This window comes from Clostridium sp. 16K-1-R1, assembly GCF_023921145.1.
In the GTDB taxonomy this organism is placed as follows: Bacteria; Bacillota; Clostridia; order Clostridiales; family Clostridiaceae; genus Sarcina; species Sarcina perfringens.
In genome coordinates, this window is record NZ_CP046515.1 from 967,457 (window position 1) to 990,714 (window position 23,258).

20 protein-coding genes are annotated in these 23,258 nt (G+C 25.6%); 16 read left to right on the forward strand and 4 right to left on the reverse strand.

Features of this window, described 5'->3' with window-relative positions:
- The first annotated feature begins 144 nt into the window (after positions 1 to 144).
- The 10 genes from GOM42_RS04185 (at position 145) to GOM42_RS04230 (ending at position 11,607) form a co-directional block, all read left to right on the forward strand.
- Entirely contained in the window at positions 145 to 1,794 is a 1,650-nt protein-coding gene (locus GOM42_RS04185) for an isopeptide-forming domain-containing fimbrial protein (RefSeq protein WP_252597711.1), read from the forward strand.
- An 89-nt stretch (positions 1,795 to 1,883) separates the two neighbouring features.
- A complete protein-coding gene (locus tag GOM42_RS04190) occupies positions 1,884 to 2,723 on the forward strand; it encodes a class C sortase (RefSeq protein ID WP_110077318.1) in 840 nt (279 codons plus the stop codon).
- Positions 2,724 to 2,731: 8 nt separating this feature from the next.
- Positions 2,732 to 3,574 carry a class C sortase gene (locus GOM42_RS04195; protein ID WP_042268034.1) on the forward strand — a complete coding sequence of 281 codons (843 nt, stop codon included), beginning with the start codon at positions 2,732 to 2,734 and terminating at the stop codon, positions 3,572 to 3,574.
- Positions 3,575 to 3,737: 163 nt separating this feature from the next.
- Positions 3,738 to 6,524, forward strand: coding sequence for a SpaA isopeptide-forming pilin-related protein (locus GOM42_RS04200; protein WP_252597712.1), 2,787 nt, complete (start codon positions 3,738 to 3,740; stop codon positions 6,522 to 6,524).
- Positions 6,525 to 6,759: 235 nt separating this feature from the next.
- Complete coding sequence (locus GOM42_RS04205; RefSeq protein ID WP_243447921.1) at positions 6,760 to 7,338, forward strand: helix-turn-helix domain-containing protein; 579 nt, start codon at positions 6,760 to 6,762, stop codon at positions 7,336 to 7,338.
- 167 nt (positions 7,339 to 7,505) lie between these two features.
- Complete coding sequence (locus GOM42_RS04210; RefSeq protein ID WP_252597713.1) at positions 7,506 to 8,216, forward strand: hypothetical protein; 711 nt, start codon at positions 7,506 to 7,508, stop codon at positions 8,214 to 8,216.
- Positions 8,217 to 8,561: 345 nt separating this feature from the next.
- A complete protein-coding gene (locus tag GOM42_RS04215) occupies positions 8,562 to 9,374 on the forward strand; it encodes a DUF438 domain-containing protein (protein WP_078233440.1) in 813 nt (270 codons plus the stop codon).
- 177 nt (positions 9,375 to 9,551) lie between these two features.
- Positions 9,552 to 10,250: an iron-sulfur cluster repair di-iron protein gene (gene ric, locus GOM42_RS04220; protein WP_078233441.1), complete on the forward strand. Its 699-nt coding sequence runs from the start codon at positions 9,552 to 9,554 to the stop codon at positions 10,248 to 10,250.
- Positions 10,251 to 10,408: 158 nt separating this feature from the next.
- Positions 10,409 to 10,732, forward strand: a complete 324-nt coding sequence (locus tag GOM42_RS04225; protein WP_003455722.1) for a hypothetical protein — start codon at positions 10,409 to 10,411, stop codon at positions 10,730 to 10,732.
- Positions 10,733 to 10,896: 164 nt separating this feature from the next.
- Positions 10,897 to 11,607 (forward strand): Crp/Fnr family transcriptional regulator, encoded by a 711-nt coding sequence (locus GOM42_RS04230; protein ID WP_110077319.1) that lies wholly within the window; start codon positions 10,897 to 10,899, stop codon positions 11,605 to 11,607.
- 254 nt (positions 11,608 to 11,861) lie between these two features.
- On the opposite strand, the gene rd (GOM42_RS04235) is transcribed toward GOM42_RS04230, so the two are convergent.
- On the reverse strand, positions 11,862 to 12,023 hold the full coding sequence (gene rd, locus GOM42_RS04235) for a rubredoxin (RefSeq protein ID WP_003455740.1): 162 nt from the start codon (positions 12,021 to 12,023) through the stop codon (positions 11,862 to 11,864).
- Positions 12,024 to 12,625: 602 nt separating this feature from the next.
- Here rd (GOM42_RS04235) and GOM42_RS04240 point away from each other — a divergent pair.
- Together GOM42_RS04240 and GOM42_RS04245 are read left to right on the forward strand one after the other, a co-directional pair.
- Positions 12,626 to 13,372 (forward strand): FAD-binding oxidoreductase, encoded by a 747-nt coding sequence (locus tag GOM42_RS04240; protein ID WP_003455848.1) that lies wholly within the window; start codon positions 12,626 to 12,628, stop codon positions 13,370 to 13,372.
- A gap of 218 nt (positions 13,373 to 13,590) precedes the next feature.
- Positions 13,591 to 14,301: a Crp/Fnr family transcriptional regulator gene (locus GOM42_RS04245; RefSeq protein ID WP_078233442.1), complete on the forward strand. Its 711-nt coding sequence runs from the start codon at positions 13,591 to 13,593 to the stop codon at positions 14,299 to 14,301.
- 54 nt (positions 14,302 to 14,355) lie between these two features.
- Here GOM42_RS04245 and rd (GOM42_RS04250) read toward each other — a convergent pair whose 3' ends face one another.
- Positions 14,356 to 14,517 carry a rubredoxin gene (rd, locus tag GOM42_RS04250; protein ID WP_003452884.1) on the reverse strand — a complete coding sequence of 54 codons (162 nt, stop codon included), beginning with the start codon at positions 14,515 to 14,517 and terminating at the stop codon, positions 14,356 to 14,358.
- Between the two features lie 26 nt (positions 14,518 to 14,543).
- Positions 14,544 to 15,764: an FprA family A-type flavoprotein gene (locus GOM42_RS04255; protein ID WP_003455843.1), complete on the reverse strand. Its 1,221-nt coding sequence runs from the start codon at positions 15,762 to 15,764 to the stop codon at positions 14,544 to 14,546.
- Positions 15,765 to 15,979: 215 nt separating this feature from the next.
- On the opposite strand from GOM42_RS04255, the gene ahpC reads away from it, so the two are divergent.
- Both ahpC and GOM42_RS04265 read left to right on the forward strand, forming a co-directional pair.
- Entirely contained in the window at positions 15,980 to 16,543 is a 564-nt protein-coding gene (gene ahpC, locus GOM42_RS04260; RefSeq protein ID WP_003477110.1) for an alkyl hydroperoxide reductase subunit C, read from the forward strand.
- A 246-nt stretch (positions 16,544 to 16,789) separates the two neighbouring features.
- Positions 16,790 to 18,460 carry an FAD-dependent oxidoreductase gene (locus GOM42_RS04265; protein WP_011010029.1) on the forward strand — a complete coding sequence of 557 codons (1,671 nt, stop codon included), beginning with the start codon at positions 16,790 to 16,792 and terminating at the stop codon, positions 18,458 to 18,460.
- 120 nt (positions 18,461 to 18,580) lie between these two features.
- Here the strand turns inward: GOM42_RS04265 and cplR are convergent, their stop codons facing one another.
- The gene (gene cplR, locus GOM42_RS04270) at positions 18,581 to 20,233 is read right to left on the reverse strand and encodes an ABC-F type ribosomal protection protein CplR (protein WP_078233443.1); all 1,653 of its coding nucleotides are present in this window, start codon (positions 20,231 to 20,233) and stop codon (positions 18,581 to 18,583) included.
- A 771-nt stretch (positions 20,234 to 21,004) separates the two neighbouring features.
- Here cplR and GOM42_RS04275 point away from each other — a divergent pair.
- Entirely contained in the window at positions 21,005 to 22,063 is a 1,059-nt protein-coding gene (locus tag GOM42_RS04275) for a PTS sugar transporter subunit IIC (RefSeq protein WP_078233444.1), read from the forward strand.
- A gap of 35 nt (positions 22,064 to 22,098) precedes the next feature.
- Positions 22,099 to 23,028 carry a 2-dehydropantoate 2-reductase gene (locus GOM42_RS04280; protein ID WP_003468868.1) on the forward strand — a complete coding sequence of 310 codons (930 nt, stop codon included), beginning with the start codon at positions 22,099 to 22,101 and terminating at the stop codon, positions 23,026 to 23,028.
- Positions 23,029 to 23,258 lie beyond the last annotated feature (230 nt).

Below are 23,258 nucleotides of genomic sequence, written 5' to 3' on the forward strand. Positions count from 1 at the left end.
TTTAGTATACAATGTTATTTAGGAATTTTTATTTAAGTTTAGTCAATTGGTAGTATAAAAAATGTACATTAGAATATTCCCTAAATATTTTTAATGTTATATTTTTGAATCTATTTAAATAAAAATAAGAAAGGGTTATTAAGTATGGATAAGAGAAATTTTTTAATTAAAAAAATGATTTCATTTTTAACTGTTTTTGCTATGTTTCTTAGCTTTGGCTCGCCATTAACAAGTAAAGTAGTAAAAGCTGCTGGACAAGCTCCTAGTGATAATGATAAAGCATTGGGAACAGTACATAATGTAGCAGAAGGAAGTACAGTAACTGCATATCAAATTGTAAAAGGAAATTATAATGAGAATGGGTTTATTAGTTATGTTTTCAATAGTGCTTTGGGAAATGGATTAAATATTAAAGATCCAACAAAACCAACTCAAGAAGAAATTCTTGCAATTGCAAAAGATACTAATGCTTTAAATAGTTTACCATCTAATGAAAAAATTACAATGACTCCTGGAGAAGATAAAACAACTTATACAGCAAATTTAAATGCAGGTTATTGGTTAGTAATAGCTACTCCTAAAGATGAAGGTACTACTATTTATAATCCAATGTTATTAGGTATTTATTACAATAAAGGTGGTAGCGATAATTCAATGGAACAAGGCTTAATTGATGCTAATACAAATTGGAACCTAAATGGTACTGAAGCATGGGCTAAAAAAATAGGGCCTACTATAAAAAAGGAAATTGAAAATCCACACAATGGTAATAATAAAGGTGCAGACCAAGCTGTTGGTGAAAATTTTAATTTCAAAGTAACTGCACTTATTCCAGGATATTCAAAAGAATATACTAATGTAAAATATATTATTACAGATAAATTAAGCGAAGGATTAGATTACAATGATGATTCTATCAAAGTGACTGTAAATGGACAAGTCATTCAAGAAGGAGAAAATACTTTTAAATTTACAAAAACAGATGCTCAAAACATAAAAATAGATTTCAATTCTAATTATATTCTTGCAAATGGTGGAAAAGAAGTTATTGTTACATATAGTGCAAAATTAAACAATGATGCAAAATACAACTTTGATCCAAACACAAACGATGTTACTTTAGAATATAGTAATAATCCAGATACAACAAAAGATAGTACTAAGATACATGATCGTACTTATCAATATACATTTGGTATAGATGCTGATTTATTTGCTTCAAGACAAGATAAAAATAAGGTAACAAGAGAAATTATAAAAGTTGATGAAACTGGTAAAGTTTTAGATCAACAAACAGAAAATGTAATGGAAACTGGTCAAAAGGTAGAAGGGCCTTTATCTGGGGCTGAATTTACATTAACACCTAAAAATGGAACGCCAGGAAAAGTACTTACTGCAACTTCAGATAATAGTGGTAAATTAAAATTTACTGGTTTAGCTACTGGTGAGTATGAGTTAGTGGAAACTAAAGCTCCAGAAGGATATGCTTTAAATAACACACCTCAAAAAGTAAAGATTACTGCTACATATAATCCAGAAGGTACTTTAAAGAGTTATAGTATAACAATTAATGATCAAAATACATCAACATATACAGCAACCTATGAACAAGATGGAAGCATTAAAGAAATTAAAGATGATACAAAAACTTCAATAATCAAAAATACAAAATTAAGTCAATTACCATCTACAGGTGGAATGGGTACATACATATTCACTTTTGTAGGAGTTACTTTAATGGCTGGTGCTATAGGAAGCCACTTCTTATTTGGTAAGAAAAAATCAAGAGTATAGATTTACATGGAGTAATTAATATTACTTAGGTAATTAAATAAATTCGTACTAGGTAATTCTAGTACGAATTTTTTCTATAGGAGGAAATATTGAAAGGCGTTAAGAAGATTTCTATTGTTTTAATATTTATACTTGGATTAAGCATAGCATTTTATCCATTGATAAGTGATCAATGGAATAAATATAGGGCTAATAAATTAATTGCTAATTATGATAATGTTGTTAAAGAAATAAAACCTGATGAAATTAAAGAGAAAATAGATGATGCTAGAAAGTACAATGAAACATTAATTGGTGGGGTTGTACCAGATGCTTTTTCTGTTAGAAATGGTATTAAAGATAAGGAGTATGAATCATTATTAAATATAAATAATGATGGAATAATTGGAAGTGTTGAAATTCCATCAATTGATGTTAACATACCAATTTATCATTATACTACAGATGAAGTATTGGCTAAGGGGGCTGGTCATCTTTTGGGTAGTTCGTTACCTGTAGGTGGAGAGAGCTCACATACTGTTATTTCAGCTCATAGGGGATTACCCAGTGCTAAGTTATTTACTGATTTAGATCAACTTAAAGATGGAGATTTATTCTATTTTCATGTATGCGGTGAAACTTTTGCATATAAAGTAGATCAAATATTAGTTGTTGAGCCAGAACAAACTTCTGAATTAGCAATTAAAGAAGGTAAAGACTTGGCTGCTTTATTTACATGCACCCCGTACTCAATTAACTCACATAGATTATTAGTTCGTGGACATAGAGTTCCATATGATAAAAAAGAAGAACTTCAAGAGAAAGAAAAAGTAAAAAATGTACAACCATATTTCTTAATAGTAGAAATTGCATGTATTATTGGAGGAATATTATTAGCTTTAATTTTGGTTAAATTACTTGACTTTATTAAAAAAAGACGAAAAGAGTGATTAATTTTATGAATAAAAAAAATAATAAATTAAGTTTAATTTTTTCATTTTTAATTTTCTTTATTGGAGCTAGTATATTTTTTTATCCAACTATTAGCGACTTATGGAATAAACATATAAATAATCAATTAGAAGTAAAGTATAGTGAGAAAATCTCAAAAGAAAATACTGTTGAAAAAGATAGAATTTTAAATAAAGCAATAGAGTACAATAAACAGCATTTAGTCAATATGGTTAAAGATGTATTTAGTAATAATGAATATTCAAAAGATAATGTATATTATTCATTACTTAATCCTAATAATGATGGCGTTATGGGGATTCTAGAAATACCTAAAATAAATCAAAAACTAATTATTTGGCATGGAGTCGGAAAGGAAGCTCTTGAAAATGGGTGTGGACATATTGAAGGAACATCACTTCCAGTTGGTGGGGAAGGAACTCATGCAGTTTTAGCATCACATAGTGGTTTTACAAATGCACGTTTATTTACTGATTTAGATAAGTTGAAAAAAAAAGATTTATTCTATATTAAAGTTTTAGATAAAAAGCTTGAATATGAAGTTGATAAAATTTCAGTTGTATTACCATCAGATCTTTCTCAGCTAGCTATAGAAAAAGGAGAAGATCTTGTTACATTAGTTACTTGTACCCCATATGGAGTAAATAGTCATAGGTTATTGGTTAGAGGAAAACGAGTGAATCATTCTAATGATTATAGACAGATAAAAAATAGTTATATAGACAACTCTAATAAAAATAAGAAAACTTATATTTCTATAGTATTAATAGCAATTATCTTAATAGTAATTATTACTATTAAAAAGATAGTAAGAAATAAATCTAAATAAAAAAGACAGTGCTAATATTTTTACTAAGATAAAATAGTTGTAACTTTAAAAATATGTTATTGTTTTGACTTAATTTTATTAAAGTAGTGTATTAATCTTAGTCTTAGCTATTTTGTTTATACTTTCACTATTACGTGGAGTAAATATGGAGGTGATTTAATTTATGAATAGTAAGGGTATAACTACGAAAAAATTAACGTCAATTATAAGTTTAATAATGACAGTTGTATTTTTAAGTATTTTATTGCCTACTAATTTAATAAAAGCAGAAGAAAATTCTCATAGCATGTCTGTTGAAAAAGTATTAAATTCAGAAATGTATAATAATTTCAATAATGAAATATTAAACAATAAAAGTAGTATTAAGTACACTACTGATAATAATAAAGGTACATGGCCAGAATATTGGGAGTATGGAAATGTAAGTAATAAAAATAAAATAAACAAAAGTGTATATGGTAAGAATCAACCATTAGAATATAATGAAGGTTTTTTGACAAAGAAATCTTATACAACAGATGAAGATAATGTATTTGACATTAATCTAAAGATTCAAGGGAAAAAAAATCAATCTTTAAAAAAAGATGTGGTTTTCCTTTTAGACAATTCAAATTCTATGACAACAAATAATCGTGCAATAAAGATTAAAGAACAAATTAAAAATGTTATGGATAAGCTAAATACTAATAATACACGTTATGCACTTGTTACGTATGCCTCAACAATTTTAGATGGAAGGTATTATCATTTAATTGATAGATCTATAGGGGATAATCAATATACAGTTTATAAAGGTTATACAAGTAACCAGTGTTATCTAAATTTTACTAGTAATATTCAAGAGATTTATAATAAAATACCTGCTACTGTTCCAAATCAGAGAAATAATGGTTATGTAGGGGGAACATTTACTCAAGAAGGATTATTGAAAGCAATAGAACTTTTGAAAAATAGTGATGCTGATGAAAAAATTATTATTCATCTTACTGATGGGTTACCAACATTTTCTTTTCTTTTAAAAGAGTTTGGGGGAAATGAAAAAGCTATTTTTGATTATAACACTCAATATAATGGTATTGGTGTACGTGGATTTGGGACATCATACTTTTTTAATACTAAAACTCAAAAGCCGTATATATATTCTAGAGAAGAAGTATATTCTGCTTTAAATCGTTCAACAAATAAAAATGAAGCAATATTGAATAATGGTTTTCCAACTACTTTAGAAGCAGAGAATATTAAAAAGGAGAATCCGGACATTAGTATTTACACTATTGGGATAGAACTTAAAAAAGAGGTATATAAATGGGATGATTACAGAAAATATTATAATGCTGAAGGTGTCGCTGAACTTCCAGAAATAAAAAAATTCTTAGAATCAATTTCTTCTAGTCCTGCTGAAGCTTTTGTTAATGATAGTGTTGATGATATTGATGAGATTATTAATAAAATTATTGATAAAATAAAGAATTCAATAAATGATGGTACTGTTATAGATCCTATGGGTGATATGGTTTATATTGTTAAAAATGGAGAATTTAATAATGAGGATTATAAGTTAACGGCATCTAATAATAAGTTATTAGAAGGTGTAAAAGTAGGATATAACGAAAAAAATAGACAGATAGTTCTTACAGGACTAAATTTAGGTGAAAATGAATGGGTTGAATTAAATTATAAAGTAAGATTAAATACAAGCAACCCTGACTTTAATGGGGATTTTTGGTATCAAGCTAATAAAAGAACTGTTTTAAACCCTAATAATAAAGAACCAAATATTTTTCGTGACTTTGTAATACCTTCTGTTAGTGGAAAAAGACCATCAATAGAAGTTAAATTAAAGAAGATATCAAGTGAAACATCAAAGCCATTAGCTAATTCAGAATTTGAACTTTATAATTCTATAAATGAAAAATTAGGCTCTTTTACAACAAAAGAAAATGGGGAGGTAAGTCTTGGGTATTTACCAGAAGGTGAGTATAAGTTAAAAGAAATAACCCCACCAAAGGGATATATTTTGTCTAAAGATTTTATTAATTTTAAGGTTAAGAATGGAAAGGCTATACAAGATGAAAATGAAGTAGAATTTATCACTGTAAGCAATATACCTAATAGTATACGTATAAAGAAAACTGATGATTCAAAGTTAGAATCTGATGCTAAATTTTTAAGTGGAGCAAAATTTGAATTAAATAAAGCTAATGATAAAAATTTTAAACCTTTAGTAAAAGAAACTGATGATAAAGGAGAAATAGAATTTAAAGAGATTGAACCAGGTACTTACTATTTAAAGGAAGTTCTTGCTCCAAATGGATATGAATCAATTAAGGAAAATATCGGACCAATTGTAGTTGATAATACTGGTGTAGTAACAATTCCTTGGGAGAAATTAAAAAGTAATGATGTAGAAAAGTGGAATAATCAAGAGATTATTCGTATAAAAAATAAAAAGTTGAAATCAGCTGTATACATAGATAAAGTAGATGCAATAAATCCAGGAATAAAGCTAAGTGGAGCAAAATTTTCACTTTATACTAATGATGAAAATTATAAAAATAATAAAAATCTGGTAAGAAATGGTGTTAATTATTATTTAATAAGTGAAAAAGTATCCAATGATGAAGGGAGAATTGAATGGGATAATCTTAATTCAGGACAAGAATATAAATATCTTATTCAAGAGACTGAGGCACCAAAGGGATACACTGTAAGTGGAAAAGAAATATTATTCCATTTTAAAGATAATATTGTTGTTATAGATAATGATAAGGATGTACAAGCACTTGCTAATGTAAATGGACAAACTATTTTTATTAAAAATGCTAAAATATATAAACTTCCGTCATCTGGTGGCATCGGAGTGTATCCGTTCTTACTTATAGGAACAATATTAATTACATTAAGTTTAAGTTTTTATTTTAAGAGTAAGGCTTTAAATAAAAAGATATAAAATACTTAATTTAAATATATTAAATGTTATTTAAAATAAATTGAAAAGAGCGAATCAAAAATTAATAATTTGATTTGCTCTTTTCATTCTAAGATATAAGATATTATATCTTAATCTAAAATAAGCTCTCTTAGACTAATAGCCTTAATCTTTTATAAATTTGGTTACAAAAAATTATATATAATATCCTAAATTTTTTTGTAATTAGATAAGATTAAATATGAAAGGAGTATAAATGTTTAAAGAAGAATTATTAGAAAGGTCAAAAAGAATTCAGTTAAGTATATTAAAAAAAATTTGTTTTAATAATGGGAAAATATCTAAAAATGATCTGTGTAACAATTTAAATATTTCATTCCCTACATTAAGATCATATATAAAGGAAATCGAATTCTTATTAAAGAGTAATAATTGTAAAAATACTCAGATAATATGTACTAAAAATTATGTTTTATTAAAATGTGATAAACATTTTAATTTAGATAAATTAACATCAAAATTAATAGAAAATTCCTTAAAGTTTAAACTTCTTAAATATTTATTTGAAAAAAATTCATCCATGTTAAGTACTATAAAAATATGTAATGAATTGAATATTAGTAAGTCTACTTTAAATAAAAATATTATTGAATGTAATAACATTTTACATAACTTTGATATATGTATAAAAAAATTTAAATTTATAGGCTCACCGATTCAAATTATATATTTTTTTTATTTGCTTTTTATAAATACTGGAGTGATTTTAAATGATGAAAGTTTTTTATGTAATAATTTAGTTGTTTTTTTTATGAAAAATTTAATATTTCTTTAAATTCAAAACAAAAATATCGGTTAAGTGTATGGTTATTTACTATTAATAAAGGATTTTCTTTTTTAAAAAAGGATTACAAATTTATTAATCTTCATAAAGAAATTTTAGAAAGCTTAAATAATAATATATTATTCTTAGATTTTAGAAAATTTTTTGAAGAAATTTATTTGAATAAAAGTTTAAATCAATACTTAGCTTATATAACAACATGTTTCTTATTAAGTTTTAATATTTTACCTAGTGATTTTATTTACAAAAATTACGAGTTTAAAAATAGTAAATCTTATAAAATATATGATTTTATAATTAATGAAATTAATCAATTATATGTATATCCTATACATATAAATAATATTTTAAAAGAAAATATATTAAGTATATGTTATAGGTTTTATTTCTTTAAAGGAATTTTTTATTCAAATGACTATATAACAAGGAAATATTACTTAAACAAATTTTCAAATCACTCTAGGATAAAATTTGTTGAAAATTTATTGTTGAAATTACATAATTTAGATGGGTATGATAAGACAAATGATGAGTTCTTTAAATTTGTAATAATTATTACTTTAAGTTATATAAATGGAAAAACTAAAAATTCAATAACTATAGGTATATTATCATATAATGAAGATTTAGTTTTAATACCTAAAATTATTAACTTAAATGATTATCTAAGAAAAAAATTTGATATAAATATAGAAATATATAATAAAAACAAAAATTATGATTTAGTATTATCAAATATAGTTTCGAACAATGATAAACTATCTAATAACTACCGAAAAATGTATTTTTTCACAAATTTAGATGAACAATATGATTTAAATAATATTGTAGAAATATTAAAAGAAATTGATAATAGTATTGAATACTAAAATTATGAATAGGAGTATTAACAAAGTTTATGCAGAGAATTATATAAAAATTCAATCAAAAATATCAGAATTTTTTAAAGTGAATAATTTAAGAAAATCATTTTTGAAGGTTCCATCATTATTTATTACGTATGGACGAAAATAAAAGGTAAAACTGTAGATTAAATATTCTACAGTTTTTTTTATTTAATTTTTCTAATGTGACCCCGGTCATATTTAAGATAAGCACTTTGAAATTATAATAGCATCATAAGAGAGAGGCAACAAGCCAAATAAATAATAAGAAATTTTTATTTATAGGAGGAAGTAGTTAGCATAAATTTATTATGCTATTGAAATTTATATATGGAAAATAAAAAAGTAATATTAAAAAATGGACAAGCAAAGGTTATTGATTATGAAAGAATCAAAAGGTTAACTGACTTTTTAAGAAGAATAAATAAAGAAGGTATAACTAAAGAATTAAGAGAAGAAGGATTAGATATTGTAAAGTCAATTGATCCCTTAGAATTATCAATTGCAGAGCAAAGCTTAATAGATGATGGAATGGAGCCTAGTGAATTAAGACATTTATGTGATATACATATGGAAATACTTAAGGATGAACTTGAAAAGTTAAAAAGTAATATATCAAGGGGACATGTCTTAGATACTTTAGTTGAAGAGCATACAAAAATATTAGGATTATTGGAAGAGCTTGAAGTAGTTACTAGTAAAATAGTAAAAATGGATAAGTATAATAAAGAAAAGGTAGAATTTTCAAAGGCTTTAGAAATAGTACAAGGTATTTTAGATGCAGAGCTTCACCATAAAAGAGAAGAAGATGTATTATTTCCAGAGTTAGAAAAGAGAGAGATTACTGGTCCAACAAGAATAATGAGATTAGAACACGATCAATTAAGAGAGAAAAAGAGAAGATTAAAGGAATTAATAAAAGTAGTTGAATATCTTGATTTTGAAGACTTTAAAGATAATCTTCAATCTTTATCTAAAGAAATTTGTTTTGAACTTAAGGATCATATATTTAAAGAAAATTATATTTTATATCCAACAGCTTTAGAGGCCATAAAAGATGAAAAACTTTGGGAGAATATGAGAGAGAAATGTGATGACATAGGATATTGTCCATTTACTCCAAAAGAATGTATAGAAAAATAGTTTAAGATTATATTTCGGTTGAATGTTGATTTTAGCTGGTTCTTTAGATGAAATTTAGTTTATTAAAGTATTTTTATTACTTTATTATTAAGATTAACTTAAAGTTCTATGTAAAAATCAACACTAGCAAAAATAGTTTGTTATAAATGTGTGATTAAAAATTAGGAGGAAAGCACTATGGAAAAATTAATTAGAAAAGACTATAGTTTAGGAGAAGTTGTTACTGTTTATCCAGTAGTTGTTAAGAAATTTAATGATATGGAATTAGACTATTGTTGTGGTGGAAGTAAGAGTTTAGAATTAGCACTTAAAGAAAAAGGTATTGATGTTGATAAATTTGTTGAAGATTTAAACAAAGAATTCAAAGAGTTTAAATTTGAAAACTCTCAATATGTAGATTGGAGAGAAAAATCTTCAGAAGAACTAATTAATCATATAGTTGAAACTCATCATGCAGAGACTTTTAAATTATTAAAAGAAATAGATCCATTGATGGTTAAGGTATTTAGAGTACATTTTTCACATGATCCAGAACTTTTAATGAAAGTTCATAGCCTTTTTGGAAAGCTAAAATGTGAATTAGAAGAACATTTACTTAAAGAAGAGAATATTTTATTCCCATTAATGATTAAGTATGACCAAGCAAAGGATAAAGAAGAAAAGAAAGAAATAGAAGAGGATATAAGAATCATAGTTAAGGAACATGAAGCTGCTGGTGATATATTAAAAGAATTAGCAGAAGTAACTGATGATTATAAAGTTCCAGAGTGGGGATGCATAAGTTTTAAATTATTATATGATTATTTACATGACTTAGAAAAAGATTTATTTATACATATACACAAAGAAAACAATATATTATTCCCAAGATATTAATAGTTATAAACATTATTATAATTATATATGAGAAGCAAAAATATTGAAAACATTTTCTGAATATGATATTTTTAAATAAAGAAAATAGATTGTGTTTAATGATTAATTTACACAGAAAGATGTTTTAGTTATTTAATATTTTTTCTAAGGAGGTATTTATGAGCTTTGAGTTTAAATTAAATTTAGTTTTTTCAAAAATAATCGCTTTTTTAGGATTATTAAGTATATTAATTATAATTTTAGAGTTTTTAAAAATACTTCCTCGTGAAATAATGTCTTATTTAGTTGGATTTAGTTTTGTAGTATCTCCAATATTATTTATATCATCATTGATTAATTATATATTGATTTTAATATTATTTATTAAAAAGTATAATCATGAAAAAAGTTACGGTAATATGAAGTGGAGTATAAGCCTTACTTTTATAGGATTAATGCCATTTATGTTTTATTTTATTATGATATTGATCTTTGGTTTTTAATATTAGTATTTTGGAGATTAGAAAATGAAATAATTTTATAAATTGTAAATTAAAAAGAAACATAGACTAGTTCTGATGTTTCTTTTTTTATTAAATGTTAAGTTTTATAGTAGAATATTAAATAAAGAAAAAGGATAAATAAAAGAGTAAGGAGGAAGATATAAATGGAAAAAACATGTACATGTGGGTCATGTAAAGAACCTTGTGCTAAAAATATATCTATTTTCTCAACATTATCCAATGAAGAGTTGTTAAAAATAGTTAATATGACTGAACATAAAAGTTTTAAAGAAAATGATGTTTTATGCAGAGAAGGAGAAAAATCAGATAAGCTTTTCTTAATTAGAGAAGGAAGAGTAAAGATATGCAAAATAACTAAAGAGGGAAAAGAACAGATAGTTTACGTATTATCTAAAGGTGATTTCTTTGGAGAAAATAATCTTTTTACTAGTAATAATATTAGTAACTTTTCAGCTTATGCAATAACAGATGCAAAGTTATGTATTTTAAAAAAGGAGAATTTAGAAAAAATACTCATAAAAAATCCAGAGATATCATTAAAAATAATACAAGAGATGGCAGATAGAATAAATTCTGCTGAGAATTTGGCACAAACTTTAGCTACTAGGGATGTAGAAGCAAGATTAGCCACTGTATTAATAGAATTTATGGATAAGTATGGTGAGAAGAATAAAGAAGGAATATACATAAGTTTACCTCTGAATAGAGAACAGATAGCAAATTATTGTGGTATAACAAGAGAAACTGTAAGTAGAAGACTTTCAAAATTTGATAAGTTAGGAATAATAAGGTTACAGGGGAATAAGGGTCTTATTGTTAAGGACAAAGAAGCTTTATTTAGCTTAGCTGAATAGTTAAAAGGGTATTATATATTAGTAAGTTGAAAATATTTTAACAAGGCTATATTTTTAAGTCTGATTTGATTTTAGACTTCACTTAATGATTTAGTTATTAATAAGTGGTTTATAGCTTTAATCAAATTTACTTTAAAATATAGCCTTTAAATAGATAATAATCTTTATAAAACTTTTGATTTTTATAATAGAACTAATTAGATATACTGTCTTAGTTTAGGAGTGTATTATAAGGTTTTATATACACTTCTAAATTATTCAACTTTAGAAAAATGAGTTTTATCTAGTTTACAAAGTGGACATACCCAAGTATCTGGAATATCTTTAAATTTGGTACCAGGAGCCACACCATTATCAGGATCTCCTACAACTGGATCATAAATATATCCGCAAACATCACATACAAATTTTTCCATTATTAAAACCTCCTTAGAATTAATAGATATGTTATTTTATTATGTTTAATTATTAAATAAATTATGTCTAAAAATATTAATTAGTATTAGATTTATTAGAAATTATAATATATGTAATTTTAAAAATCCCAATAAGTATAGAAGAATTAGTATTTTTATATTTGGATAGTATATTATTAAAGTCAAAGACTTGTTTTGGGTAAATATAATTTTTAAATGTGATGCCAGTCATATTTCGTAGCAATTATTGTAGATATAATAAATCTATAATAGAGAAGTAAAGACTAAGATGTTAATATTAATAGCATATAAACACATATTAATAGCTTTATATATATAATATTTAAATAAACTTATAATTTTCGTTTTTATTTTTATAAAACCCTAAAGTAATATATAAAACCTATAAATTAAGAATTTCGATGTACAAATATAAATTAGTTTCTACTTACTCTATTAAATTTATATAAAAATATAAATTTAAAATTATAGGTTTAACTGTAAGTAACAATATATGAAGTTTCATTAAGTATTAATTTAAGTCATATATTGTTACTTATTTAATAATTATAAACTTATGATAAGTGTAATGAGGTGATAATATGGAAAATGTTTGGAATGGATTTAGACAATTAGAAATATTTAAAATAGAAGAAGAGGCAAAGGATATAAAATCATTTTACCTAAGAGCTACTGATGGTAAACCATTAAAAGAATATAAATGTGGTCAATTTTTACCTCTTAAAATAGAAACTGATGATGAAGTTATAAAAAAAGAAATGAGAAGATATAGTTTATCAGGTGATCCCAAAAAGAATTATTATAGATTAACAATAAAAAGGGTGCCTAATGGAAAGGTAAGTGGATATTTTCATGAATCTATTAATGTAGGTGATACAATATTAGCAATGCCTCCATTTGGGAATTTTACATTAACAGAAGATAGTAATAAGCCTTTAGTTTTACTATCAGGAGGTATAGGAATAACACCTATTTTATCAATGCTATATGGAGCTAAGGAACAAAGCAGAGATGTATACTTTGTGGAAGCTGTATTAAACTCAGATAATCTAGCTTTAAATTCAGATGTTCAAGGAATTAAAAAAGTAAAGAATTTTAAGGAAATAAAGATATTTAGTGAGCCATTAGAAAGTGATATAAAAGGTAAAGATTTTGATGAAGAGGGATTTATAACAAAAGAATGGATAAAAAATAACTTGCCTTTAAATGGAGAATTTTTCTTTTGTGGTCCAACTTTATTTATGAAAAGTATAAGAAATAGTTTAAAAGATTTAGGCGTTAAAGAAGATAATATTAATTTTGAATTCTTTGGAAAAGAAGAGTTTTAATAATTATTTTTTAGATTTTAATATAATAACACTTAGTATATTAAAAATTTGGATTTAAAATGTTATAAAAAGTAGTTAATTCTTAAGAATTAACTACTTTTGTTTTTAATAATATTATATGCTTATATTTTTAAAAACTTATGATATATTGATAGTTATTAATAGCATTTGTTAAAATTGATATGAAATACCAAAAGATAAAAGGAGCGTATAAATTTGTGATTAGATTATGTAATTGTGCATTAGATAAAGGACCATGTGCTAGGAATATAGCTATTTTCTCATCATTATCAGATGAGGAACTATTCAAAATAGTCCATATGACAGAACATAAGGAATTTGATGAAAATGATACATTATGTAGGGAAGGTGAAATATCAGACAAGCTTTTTTTAATTAGAGAGGGAGAAGTGAAAATATGTAAAATTACTAAAGAAGGAAAAGAACAAATAGTATATCTATTATCCAAAGGAGATTTCTTTGGAGAAAATAATCTTTTTGTTAATAGTAATATTAGTAATTTTTCAGCTTATGCAATAACTTCAGGTAAGATGTGTGTATTAAATAAAAAAAGTTTAGATAAAATACTTTTAGAAAATCCAGAAATATCAATAAAAATAATAGAAGAGATGGCTAATAGAATAAACTTAGCAGAGAATTTAGCACAAAATTTAGCAACTAAGGATGTAGAAGTGAGAATAGCATCAGTGTTGGTAGAATTTATGAATAGATATGGAATTGAAAAGGAAGAAGGAATATATGTAAAGTTACCACTTAATAGAGAACAAATGGCAAACTACTGTGGTGTTACTAGAGAAACTGTAAGTAGGAAACTATCTAAATTTGATAAAACAGGAATAATAAATTTACATGGAAATAAGGCAATTATAATTAAGGATATAGAAGCTTTATTAGATTTAGCAGAGTAAAGTAAAAAGCCTAATAAATCTATATGATTTATTAGGCTTTTTACTAATATAATATTATTCAGTTTCAGAGAATTGAGATTTATCTACTCCACAAAGAGGGCAAACCCAATCATCAGGTATATCCTTAAATTCAGTTCCAGGTTCCACACCATTATCAGGATCTCCTACAGCTGGATCATAAATGTATCCACAAACATCACATATAAATTTTTTCATAATTAATTCCTCCTAAAATTTAACGATTATATTATTGAACTGATATAATCAGCAGCTCTTACAACTTCTTTTTCTGATTCTTCATTTAGTGAGAATCTAATTCTTACTGGGAAATGAACATCAATCATACCAGTAGATTTTATTATTGATGAAGTATTTAAAACATTACCATTTGTAGAGTTTAAGTAATCCTGAATTATTTCTATAGGTTCACCACTCCATCCAAATGAACCAAAAGCACCTAAAAGTTTATTGCTTAAATCTAATTTAGGTAATTCTTTTAATATATCTTCAATAGAACCTATTAAATCTCCATATTTAGTTGAAGTACCAAATAGTATTGAATCTGATTCTTTTATTGAAGCTAATATATCTTCTTTAGTACTTTTATCTGCATTAAATATATAAACTTCAATATCCTCATTTTCTAATTCAGATTTGAATTTTTCAGCTATTTTTTTTGTTGCATTTCTCATTGTAGTGTAAACTATAGTAGCTTTTTTCCCTTTTTTAGTTTCTTTACTATATTTATCATATATATCAATATATGATTGAATATTTTCATCTAGTATATAACCATGTGATGGAGCAATAACTTCTATATCTAAATCTTTTAATATATCAATCAGTGGTCTAATGTATTTTCTATGTGGTTCCATTATAAGTTTATAGTAAGTTAAAAAGTCCTCTGTAATATCTTCATTTGATTTACTTGAGAAATGTTCCTTGGCAGTAAGATGAGTACTAAAAATATCACAAGGAAATAATATTTTATCTTCCACATCATATGTAATCATTGTTTCCTCAGTGTGAAGATAAGGAGTCATTTTAAATAATAATGTTTTTCCTCCTATATCAAGGGTATCCCCATCATTTACTACTATAAAATCTCTATCATGTAATTTATATAATTCTTTTAGATGATATACGGCTTTTTCACTGCAAACTATTTTAGCATTAATAGCTTGTCTAGCTAGTCCACCTAATGCACCTGAATGATCTGGTTCTGTATGATTAATAACTATGTAACTTATATCTTTTAAATCAATAATCTCTTTTAAATTATTTAAAAAATCTTTTGTATATATTAAATCTACAGTATCAATAACTGTTGGCTTTCTAGTTTTTAATAAATAACTATTGTATGTAGTTCCTTTTTCTAATATTAATCTGTGAAATGGAACAGGTCTATTGTCAATTACTCCTACTGAGTAAATATCATTTCTTAGTTTAATTTCTTTATTCATAAGTACCCTCCTTATTAAATTTCTTTTGTGAAAATCTACAACCTTAGTTTAAAACATAATAAAATATCTGAATGTGATTGCACACACATGATAAAAATAATATAAAAATTTTTCTAAAAAGTATTGACTTTTTATTAAATAATAATTATTATTGATTATAAGAAATAAATGATAAATAGAATCAATTGAAAATAAATATCAAGGAGGAAGTGCAAATGTCATTAATAAACAAAAAAGTTTCAGATTTTAAAGTGCAATCATATCAAAATGGAGAATTTAAAGAAGTTACATCAGAGGATTTAAAAGGACACTGGTCAGTATTCGTATTCTATCCAGCAGACTTTACTTTTGTTTGTCCAACTGAGTTAGGAGAGTTAGCAGACAATTATGAAAGCTTTAAAGAAATAGGATGTGAAGTTTACTCAATATCAACAGATACTCACTTTGTTCATAAAGCATGGGCAGATGCTTCAGATACTATAGGAAAGATTAAATATCCAATGTTAGCAGATCCAACAGGAAAATTAGCAAGAGATTTTGAAGTTATGATAGAAGAAGAAGGATTAGCTTTAAGAGGATCTTTCGTAATTAACCCAGAAGGAGAGATAAAAGCATATGAAATCCATGATAACGGAATTGGAAGAAATGCTGAAGAATTATTAAGAAAGGTTCAAGCAGCTCAGTTTGTTGCAGAACATGGAGATCAAGTTTGTCCAGCTAAATGGAAACCAGGTGAAGAAACATTAGCACCAAGTTTAGATTTAATAGGAAAACTTTAATAAAAATAAATAAAAGAGTGGCTTAATTACCACTCTTTTATTAAATTAATATATAGTTTGTATAAAAATTATTTTATATTTAGGTGTTTTATAAAATTTATTAAAGATTAAATGCTTAGGTAATAAGAATTTATTTTATATAGTTTTTTAGTTAATTAATTGAAATTAAAACATTTTTAAGTTATTTCAAAGTAGATAGTTTAAAAATATTTTGAATAGTAAGGACTAAGGAGGAGACGTAAATTTATGAGTAAAATATATGATTTGGTTATTATTGGGGGAGGGCCTGCAGGACTTTCAGCAGGTATATATGCCGGAAGAGCTAAGATGAATACCTTGATAATAGAAAAGGGAGAATTAGGAGGACAAGTCAATAAAACCTTCGACATATCTAATTATCCTGGATCTAGAAATACAAATGGTCCTAAACTTATGAGTGAAATGAGAGCTCAGGCAGAGGATTTTAAAGTTAAGTTTATGAATGGAGAAGTCCTTGAAGTAAGTTTAGAGGGAGATATTAAGGAAATAAAAACTGACAAAGGTTTAGTTCAGGGAAGATCTGTAATAATTGCTACTGGGGCAGCACCTAGACAACTTGGATTTAAAGGGGAAGAAGAATTTACAGGAAGAGGAGTTGCATATTGTGCAACTTGTGATGGTCAGTTTTTTGAAGGATTAGAGGTATTTGTAATAGGAGCTGGTTTTGCAGCGGCTGAGGAAGCAATATTCTTAACTAGATTTGCATCAAAGGTAACTGTAATAGCTAGAGAACCAGAATTTACTTGTGCAAAATCTATAGCAGATAAGGTTCTTTCTAACCCTAAAATTGAGGTGAAATTTAATACTGAAATAATTGAAGCTAAGGGCAAAGACATGGTAAACTATGCTAAGTTCAAGAATAATGTAACAGGAGAAATTTTTGAATACAGAGCAAAAAAAGAGGATGGAGCCTTTGGAATATTTGTATTCGTTGGTTATGCCCCTAAAAGTGAATTGTTTAAAGATATTTTAGAGTTAGACAAGCAAGGATATATTATAACTAATGAAGATATGGAAACTAATATTAATGGGGTTTATGTTGCTGGAGATTTACGTCCAAAATCTTTAAGACAAATAGTTACAGCTGTATCAGATGGAGCTATTGCTGCCACTACAGCAGAGAGATACGTTAAAGAGCTAAAAGAAAAGCTTGGTATAGAAGATGAATATTTAGAAGAAGAGGAAAATATCCAAGAAGAAAAAAATAGTGATGAAAATAATGATTTGGGAAATATATCAAGAAAAAGTTCCCTATTAAATGATGTATTAAGAGCTCAACTAAAAGGAATTTTAAGCAAAATAGAAAATGAAGTAACTTTAGTTTCTATAGTTGATAGAAGTAATACAAAATCTATAGAACTTAGAGACTTAGTATTAGATATATCAGATTTAGGAGAAAAAATTAATGCTAAGATATTTAATAGAGGCGAAAATAAAGAGGTTGAAGAGAAGATAAATGCTGATAAATATCCAATAGTTGCACTTTTAGACGAAAATGAAAATTATAGTGGAATTAAGTTTCATGGTGTTCCAGGAGGACATGAGTTAAATTCATTTATTTTAGCTATATATAACTTAGGTGGTCCAGGTCAAGGTATTGATGAAGGAGTACTTGATGAAATAAAGAAATTAGATAAAAAGACTAATATTAAGGTTTGTGTATCACTATCATGTCATTTATGCCCTGATGTTGTAGTTAGTGCACAAAGAATAGCAAAAGAAAATAAAAATATAGAAGCTGAAATGATTGATTTAGCTAATTTTAAAGATATAAAAGATGAATTTAAAATAATGAGTGTACCAGCTCTAATAGTAAACAATAAAGATGTTTACTTTGGAAGCAAAAAAATAGAAGAAATTTTAGAGATAATAAAATAATTTTATTATAAAACACCACAAAATAACCTTAACAATTTAATTTTGTTAAGGTTATTTTTATAGATTTAAGTTAATAGTTCTGCTTTAAGTGAATATTTGTTTCTACAGAGTTTTCTAGATTTAACTTAATCTTTTTCTTAAGTTTTTTAATTCTTTAAGTAAATTATAATATTCATTTTCTAATAAACTTTTTTTATTGTTGTCAGGTTCTATTGAAAGGAGCGATATTACATTAGAAAGTCTGTTTTCTAAGAGAAGAAGACTATCTTTATTAGCTCTTTCTTTATGATCTAACTTAGGTTTTTTCTTAAATTTTATATATTCATCATAGGTGCCAGAAAATTCATGAATTAAATTGTTATCTATCTCTAAAATATAATCGCATACATTAGAAATAAAGTTTCTATCATGAGAAACTACAATTAATGTTTTATTACAATTAATCAATGCAGTCTCTAGAGATTCCATAGATTTTATGTCAAGATAGTTTGTAGGTTCGTCCAATATTATTAAGTTATTATCAGATAATAATATTTTACAAAGTGCTATTTTTACTTTTTCACCACCACTTAAGGAAGAGACTTTCTTAAATACATCATCTCCTTTAAAACCAAAACCATCTAGATTTATTCTCACAAAATTTTCATCATAAGAACAATCTTTAAGAATATTTTTTAGTATTGATTCATCATCTTTTAATATCTTTTGAGATTGATCAAAGTAGCCTATAACAACATTATCTAAAACTTTTATATTGTCTTCTTTTGAAATAATATTTTTTAGCAATGTACTTTTACCACAACCATTATCACCAATAAGTGCTACTTTCTTACCATTCTTTATTTTAAATTTAATATCTTTAAGTAGAAGCTTATTACCTGCAAATAATGTGAAATCTTTAGCTTCTATAAGATTTTTAGAAGCTATTTTTAAATTATCTTGAACTCTAATTTTAATCTCTTTTATTGTTTTAGGCTTTTCCTTAATGTCAAGATGATCAATTCTACTTCTTAAGGCCTTTATATTATTATCTAGATTTTTCTTTGCTCTTTGAGGCCCCATTTTGTGTAATCTAGCTTCAGAATTACCCATTCTTTTAGGTGTTTTTCGAAGACTATCTTTTAAGTTTCGCTTATTAAGGATAGCATTTTCAAGATGCTTTTTTTCATTTATATAAGAATTATACTCAATTTCAGCTCTTTGCCTCTCTAAAGTTTTTAGCTCTAGATATTTAGAGAAATTTCCTTTATAAGTTTTTATTTTTCCATCTTCAATTTCAATAATAGTGTTACATAATGAATCTAGAAATCTTCTATCATGTGATACTAGAAGTAATGCACCATTATAGTTTTTTAGCATGTTTTCAAGAGTTTCAATGCTGTTTTCATCTAAATTAGCAGTAGGCTCATCAGCAATAATTAAATGTTTATTTTCACCTAGAGCTTTAGCTATTTTAAATTTAACCTTTTCTCCACCTGATAAAAACTCATGGTATTCAAAAGGAGCATTGAATACATTCTTAAAATTATTATTTAAAGTTTCTTCATTAGAATTTTCACTTTGACTTATATAAGCAAAGCTTTTAGTTAGAGATACATTTCCTTCATCAATAGGAATTTGACCTAATAAAGATTTAATAAGTGTAGTTTTACCAGCACCATTAACTCCAACTAATCCGATTCTATCTTCATCTAAAATTTCTAGTTTATCTATATCTAGAATTAATTTATCTCCATAATATTTTTTTACTTTATTTAATCTTGCTAAAGACATAAAAAAATCCCTCCTATAAATTACAGGAGAGTATATATAGTCATAAAAAGTCAAAAATATACCTATCTCACTATAATCTACTCTCCATAAAGTTAAATACAACAAAAAAAGCTTAAAATAAATCATTTTTAAAGCTAAAATTAAATACTTTTTGTTGTAATTAAAATTTGAAAAATAGATTATATTTCCATTGTTGAAACTACCTTCGCCTTTCTTAAAGTCTTAGTTTATAGATATTATTATATCACTATTTACTATAATTATCCAATGGGTAGTGAGATCTATTAATAAATCATATTCTTTTCATAAAATATATTAGATTTAAATAGGTAGTGTGGATTATTAAAAATTTTATATAATTATATTTTTATTTTAAATTTAGTGATTTGTTTATTATATTATATAAAGTTCAGAAAATATTTTTAAAATGTGAATTTTGTAAAATAATTTGTTATATTTTTAACTTTTATGTCTTAAATATATTGCAATTTATATTTATATTATGATATATTTATAGCAGAAAAAATTAGTTGTACATACAAATGAACTTAAATTTGTATGTATTTATACATTAAAACAATTAATTTTAAAAAAATTACTAGTAATTTATAAAAAAGTGGAGTTTGACATGAGAATCTATAAAAATATAAATGACAAAAAATAAACAAAGACTTTGAATAATAAATATTTTTAGAGAAATAATATTTAATGAATTTTGTATTGTTATAGATTTTAACTAACAAAAAATTTTATAATAGGAAGAAGAGAGAGATGACACAAAAGAATGTTTCAAAGAAAGATAAGTTAACACCAAAAGATTATTTAAATAAAGTTTTGGCAGGAACTGCAACAGGGATAGTTGTAGGGTTAATTCCTAATGCAATATTAGGATCAATTTTTAAAGGGCTAATAGGGGTTTCACCTATATTTTCTACTTTTTATAATGCCGTGAATATTATGCAGTTTATAGTACCTGTGCTTGTGGGAGTCTTAGTTGGATTACAGTTTGAATTAAATGCTATGCAATCAGTTATAGTTGGAGCAGCAGTATTCTTAGGTTCAGGGGCATTTAAGGTTACTGAAGCAGGAGTACAAATGGTTGGTATTGGAGACTTAATAAATATAATGTTAGTTTCTTGTATAGCTGTATTTGTTATTAGATTAATAGGAAATAAATTAGGATCTTTAACTATATTATTACTACCTATTATAGCTGGCGCTGGAGTTGGTATAATAGGAATATTTATGTTACCTTATGTAAGACAAATTACCATAGTAATTGGAGATATAATGAATAACTTTACTACTTTACAGCCATTATTAATGTGTATTTTAATAAGTGTTTCATTCTCAATATTAATTATTTCACCAATTTCAACTGTGGCAATAGGTATAGCTATTGGAATAACTGGCTTAGGAGCTGGGGCAGCTGCCATAGGAGTTACTGCTTGTACAGCAGTTTTAGTTGCAGGATCAAGAAGAGTAAATCAAAGTGGAGTTACTTTATCAGTATTATTAGGAGCTATGAAAATGATGATGCCAAACCTAGTAAAATACCCAATAATAGCAGTTCCAATAATAGCAAATGGAATACTAAGTGGAATAGGAGCTTATTTATTTAATATATTAGGTACACCTAATAGTGCAGGATTTGGTATAGTTGGATTAGTTGGACCTTTAGCGGCTATAAATACTCCAGGGGCTACAAATGCTATATTTGGAGTAATAATGGCATTCTTTGTAATACCTTTTGTAGGAGCATTTATTATTGAATGGTTCTGTAGAAAAGTTATACATTTATATGATGAAAATATTTTTAAATATATTTAATTTACAAAAAAGATAATAGAGGAGAGTTGATTTAAATGAAAATCGCAATTGTTGGAGCAGGAGCAATGGGCTCACGTTATGGATATATGTTACATGAAGCTGGAAATGAAGTTATGCTAATAGATGGGTGGAAGGATCATGTAGATACTATAAACAAAGAGGGATTAACTGTTGAGGAAAATGGAGAAATTAAAAAAGTAAAGATACCAGCAATGCTACCTCAAGATGCTAAAGAAATTCCAGAGTTAATAATATTATTTACTAAATCTATGGGATTAGAACCAATGTTAGAATCTATAAAAGGTATATTAGGAAAAAATACAAAAGTATTATGCTTATTAAATGGATTAGGACATAATGAAACTGTAGCAAAATATGTTGATAACAAAAACATACTTATGGGAGTAACTTTATGGACAGCTGGGTTAAAAGGACCAGGACATGTTGTATTAACAGGAAGCGGAAGCCTAGAAGTTCAAAATATTGATCCAAGTATGGAAAAAGAGGCAAAAGAAATTTGTGATATATTAAGTAATGCTGGATTAAAAGCTCACTATAGTGAAAATGTATTATTTTCAATATGGCGTAAAGCATGTGTAAATGGAACTTTAAATAGTGGATGTACAATTTTAGATTGTAATATTAAAGAATTTGGTGAATTAAAAGAAGCTCCAGAGCTTATACGTAATATCATAAAAGAATTTGCTGATGTTGCATCTAAATATGGAGTAAAGTTAGATGTTGAAGAGGTTGCAAGGGGAATAGAGGCAATATATGATCCAAGCCAAGCTGGCGCTCACTATCCATCAATGCATCAAGATTTAATACAAAATCATCGTCTTACAGAAATAGATTATATAAATGGTTATGTATCAAGAAAAGGTAAAGAGTTTAATATAAATACACCATATAATGACTTACTTACTACTCTTGTTCATGCAAAAGAGCAATTACTTATTAAATAAGAATATACAATAAATATAGTTTTTTTAAAGTTGATTTTTATGTTTTATAGAAATCAACTTTTTATATTTTATAATTTAACTTGGTATAAATACTTATTTTAATATAGAAAATAATCTTTTATATTTTATAGATACATTATTAAATATTAGGGTAGTAAAACCTTATTTATTTGAAAATAATGGAATGAACTCAGTTGCAAATTTTAAAATTTATATTTAATATAATATAT

Excerpts from the sequence above, each read along its gene's own strand:
- GOM42_RS04185 (WP_252597711.1), top strand. The coding sequence starts at position 145 with ATGGATAAGAGAAATTTTTTAATTAAAAAAATGATTTCATTTTTAACT.
- GOM42_RS04195 (WP_042268034.1), top strand. The coding sequence starts at position 2,732 with ATGAATAAAAAAAATAATAAATTAAGTTTAATTTTTTCATTTTTAATT.
- GOM42_RS04200 (WP_252597712.1), top strand. The coding sequence starts at position 3,738 with ATGAATAGTAAGGGTATAACTACGAAAAAATTAACGTCAATTATAAGT.
- GOM42_RS04205 (WP_243447921.1), top strand. The coding sequence starts at position 6,760 with ATGTTTAAAGAAGAATTATTAGAAAGGTCAAAAAGAATTCAGTTAAGT.
- GOM42_RS04215 (WP_078233440.1), top strand. The coding sequence starts at position 8,562 with ATGGAAAATAAAAAAGTAATATTAAAAAATGGACAAGCAAAGGTTATT.
- ric (WP_078233441.1), top strand. The coding sequence starts at position 9,552 with ATGGAAAAATTAATTAGAAAAGACTATAGTTTAGGAGAAGTTGTTACT.
- GOM42_RS04225 (WP_003455722.1), top strand. The coding sequence starts at position 10,409 with ATGAGCTTTGAGTTTAAATTAAATTTAGTTTTTTCAAAAATAATCGCT.
- GOM42_RS04230 (WP_110077319.1), top strand. The coding sequence starts at position 10,897 with ATGGAAAAAACATGTACATGTGGGTCATGTAAAGAACCTTGTGCTAAA.
- rd (WP_003455740.1), bottom strand. The coding sequence starts at position 12,023 with ATGGAAAAATTTGTATGTGATGTTTGCGGATATATTTATGATCCAGTT.
- GOM42_RS04240 (WP_003455848.1), top strand. The coding sequence starts at position 12,626 with ATGGAAAATGTTTGGAATGGATTTAGACAATTAGAAATATTTAAAATA.
- rd (WP_003452884.1), bottom strand. The coding sequence starts at position 14,517 with ATGAAAAAATTTATATGTGATGTTTGTGGATACATTTATGATCCAGCT.
- GOM42_RS04255 (WP_003455843.1), bottom strand. The coding sequence starts at position 15,764 with ATGAATAAAGAAATTAAACTAAGAAATGATATTTACTCAGTAGGAGTA.
- ahpC (WP_003477110.1), top strand. The coding sequence starts at position 15,980 with ATGTCATTAATAAACAAAAAAGTTTCAGATTTTAAAGTGCAATCATAT.
- GOM42_RS04265 (WP_011010029.1), top strand. The coding sequence starts at position 16,790 with ATGAGTAAAATATATGATTTGGTTATTATTGGGGGAGGGCCTGCAGGA.
- cplR (WP_078233443.1), bottom strand. The coding sequence starts at position 20,233 with ATGTCTTTAGCAAGATTAAATAAAGTAAAAAAATATTATGGAGATAAA.
- GOM42_RS04275 (WP_078233444.1), top strand. The coding sequence starts at position 21,005 with ATGACACAAAAGAATGTTTCAAAGAAAGATAAGTTAACACCAAAAGAT.
- GOM42_RS04280 (WP_003468868.1), top strand. The coding sequence starts at position 22,099 with ATGAAAATCGCAATTGTTGGAGCAGGAGCAATGGGCTCACGTTATGGA.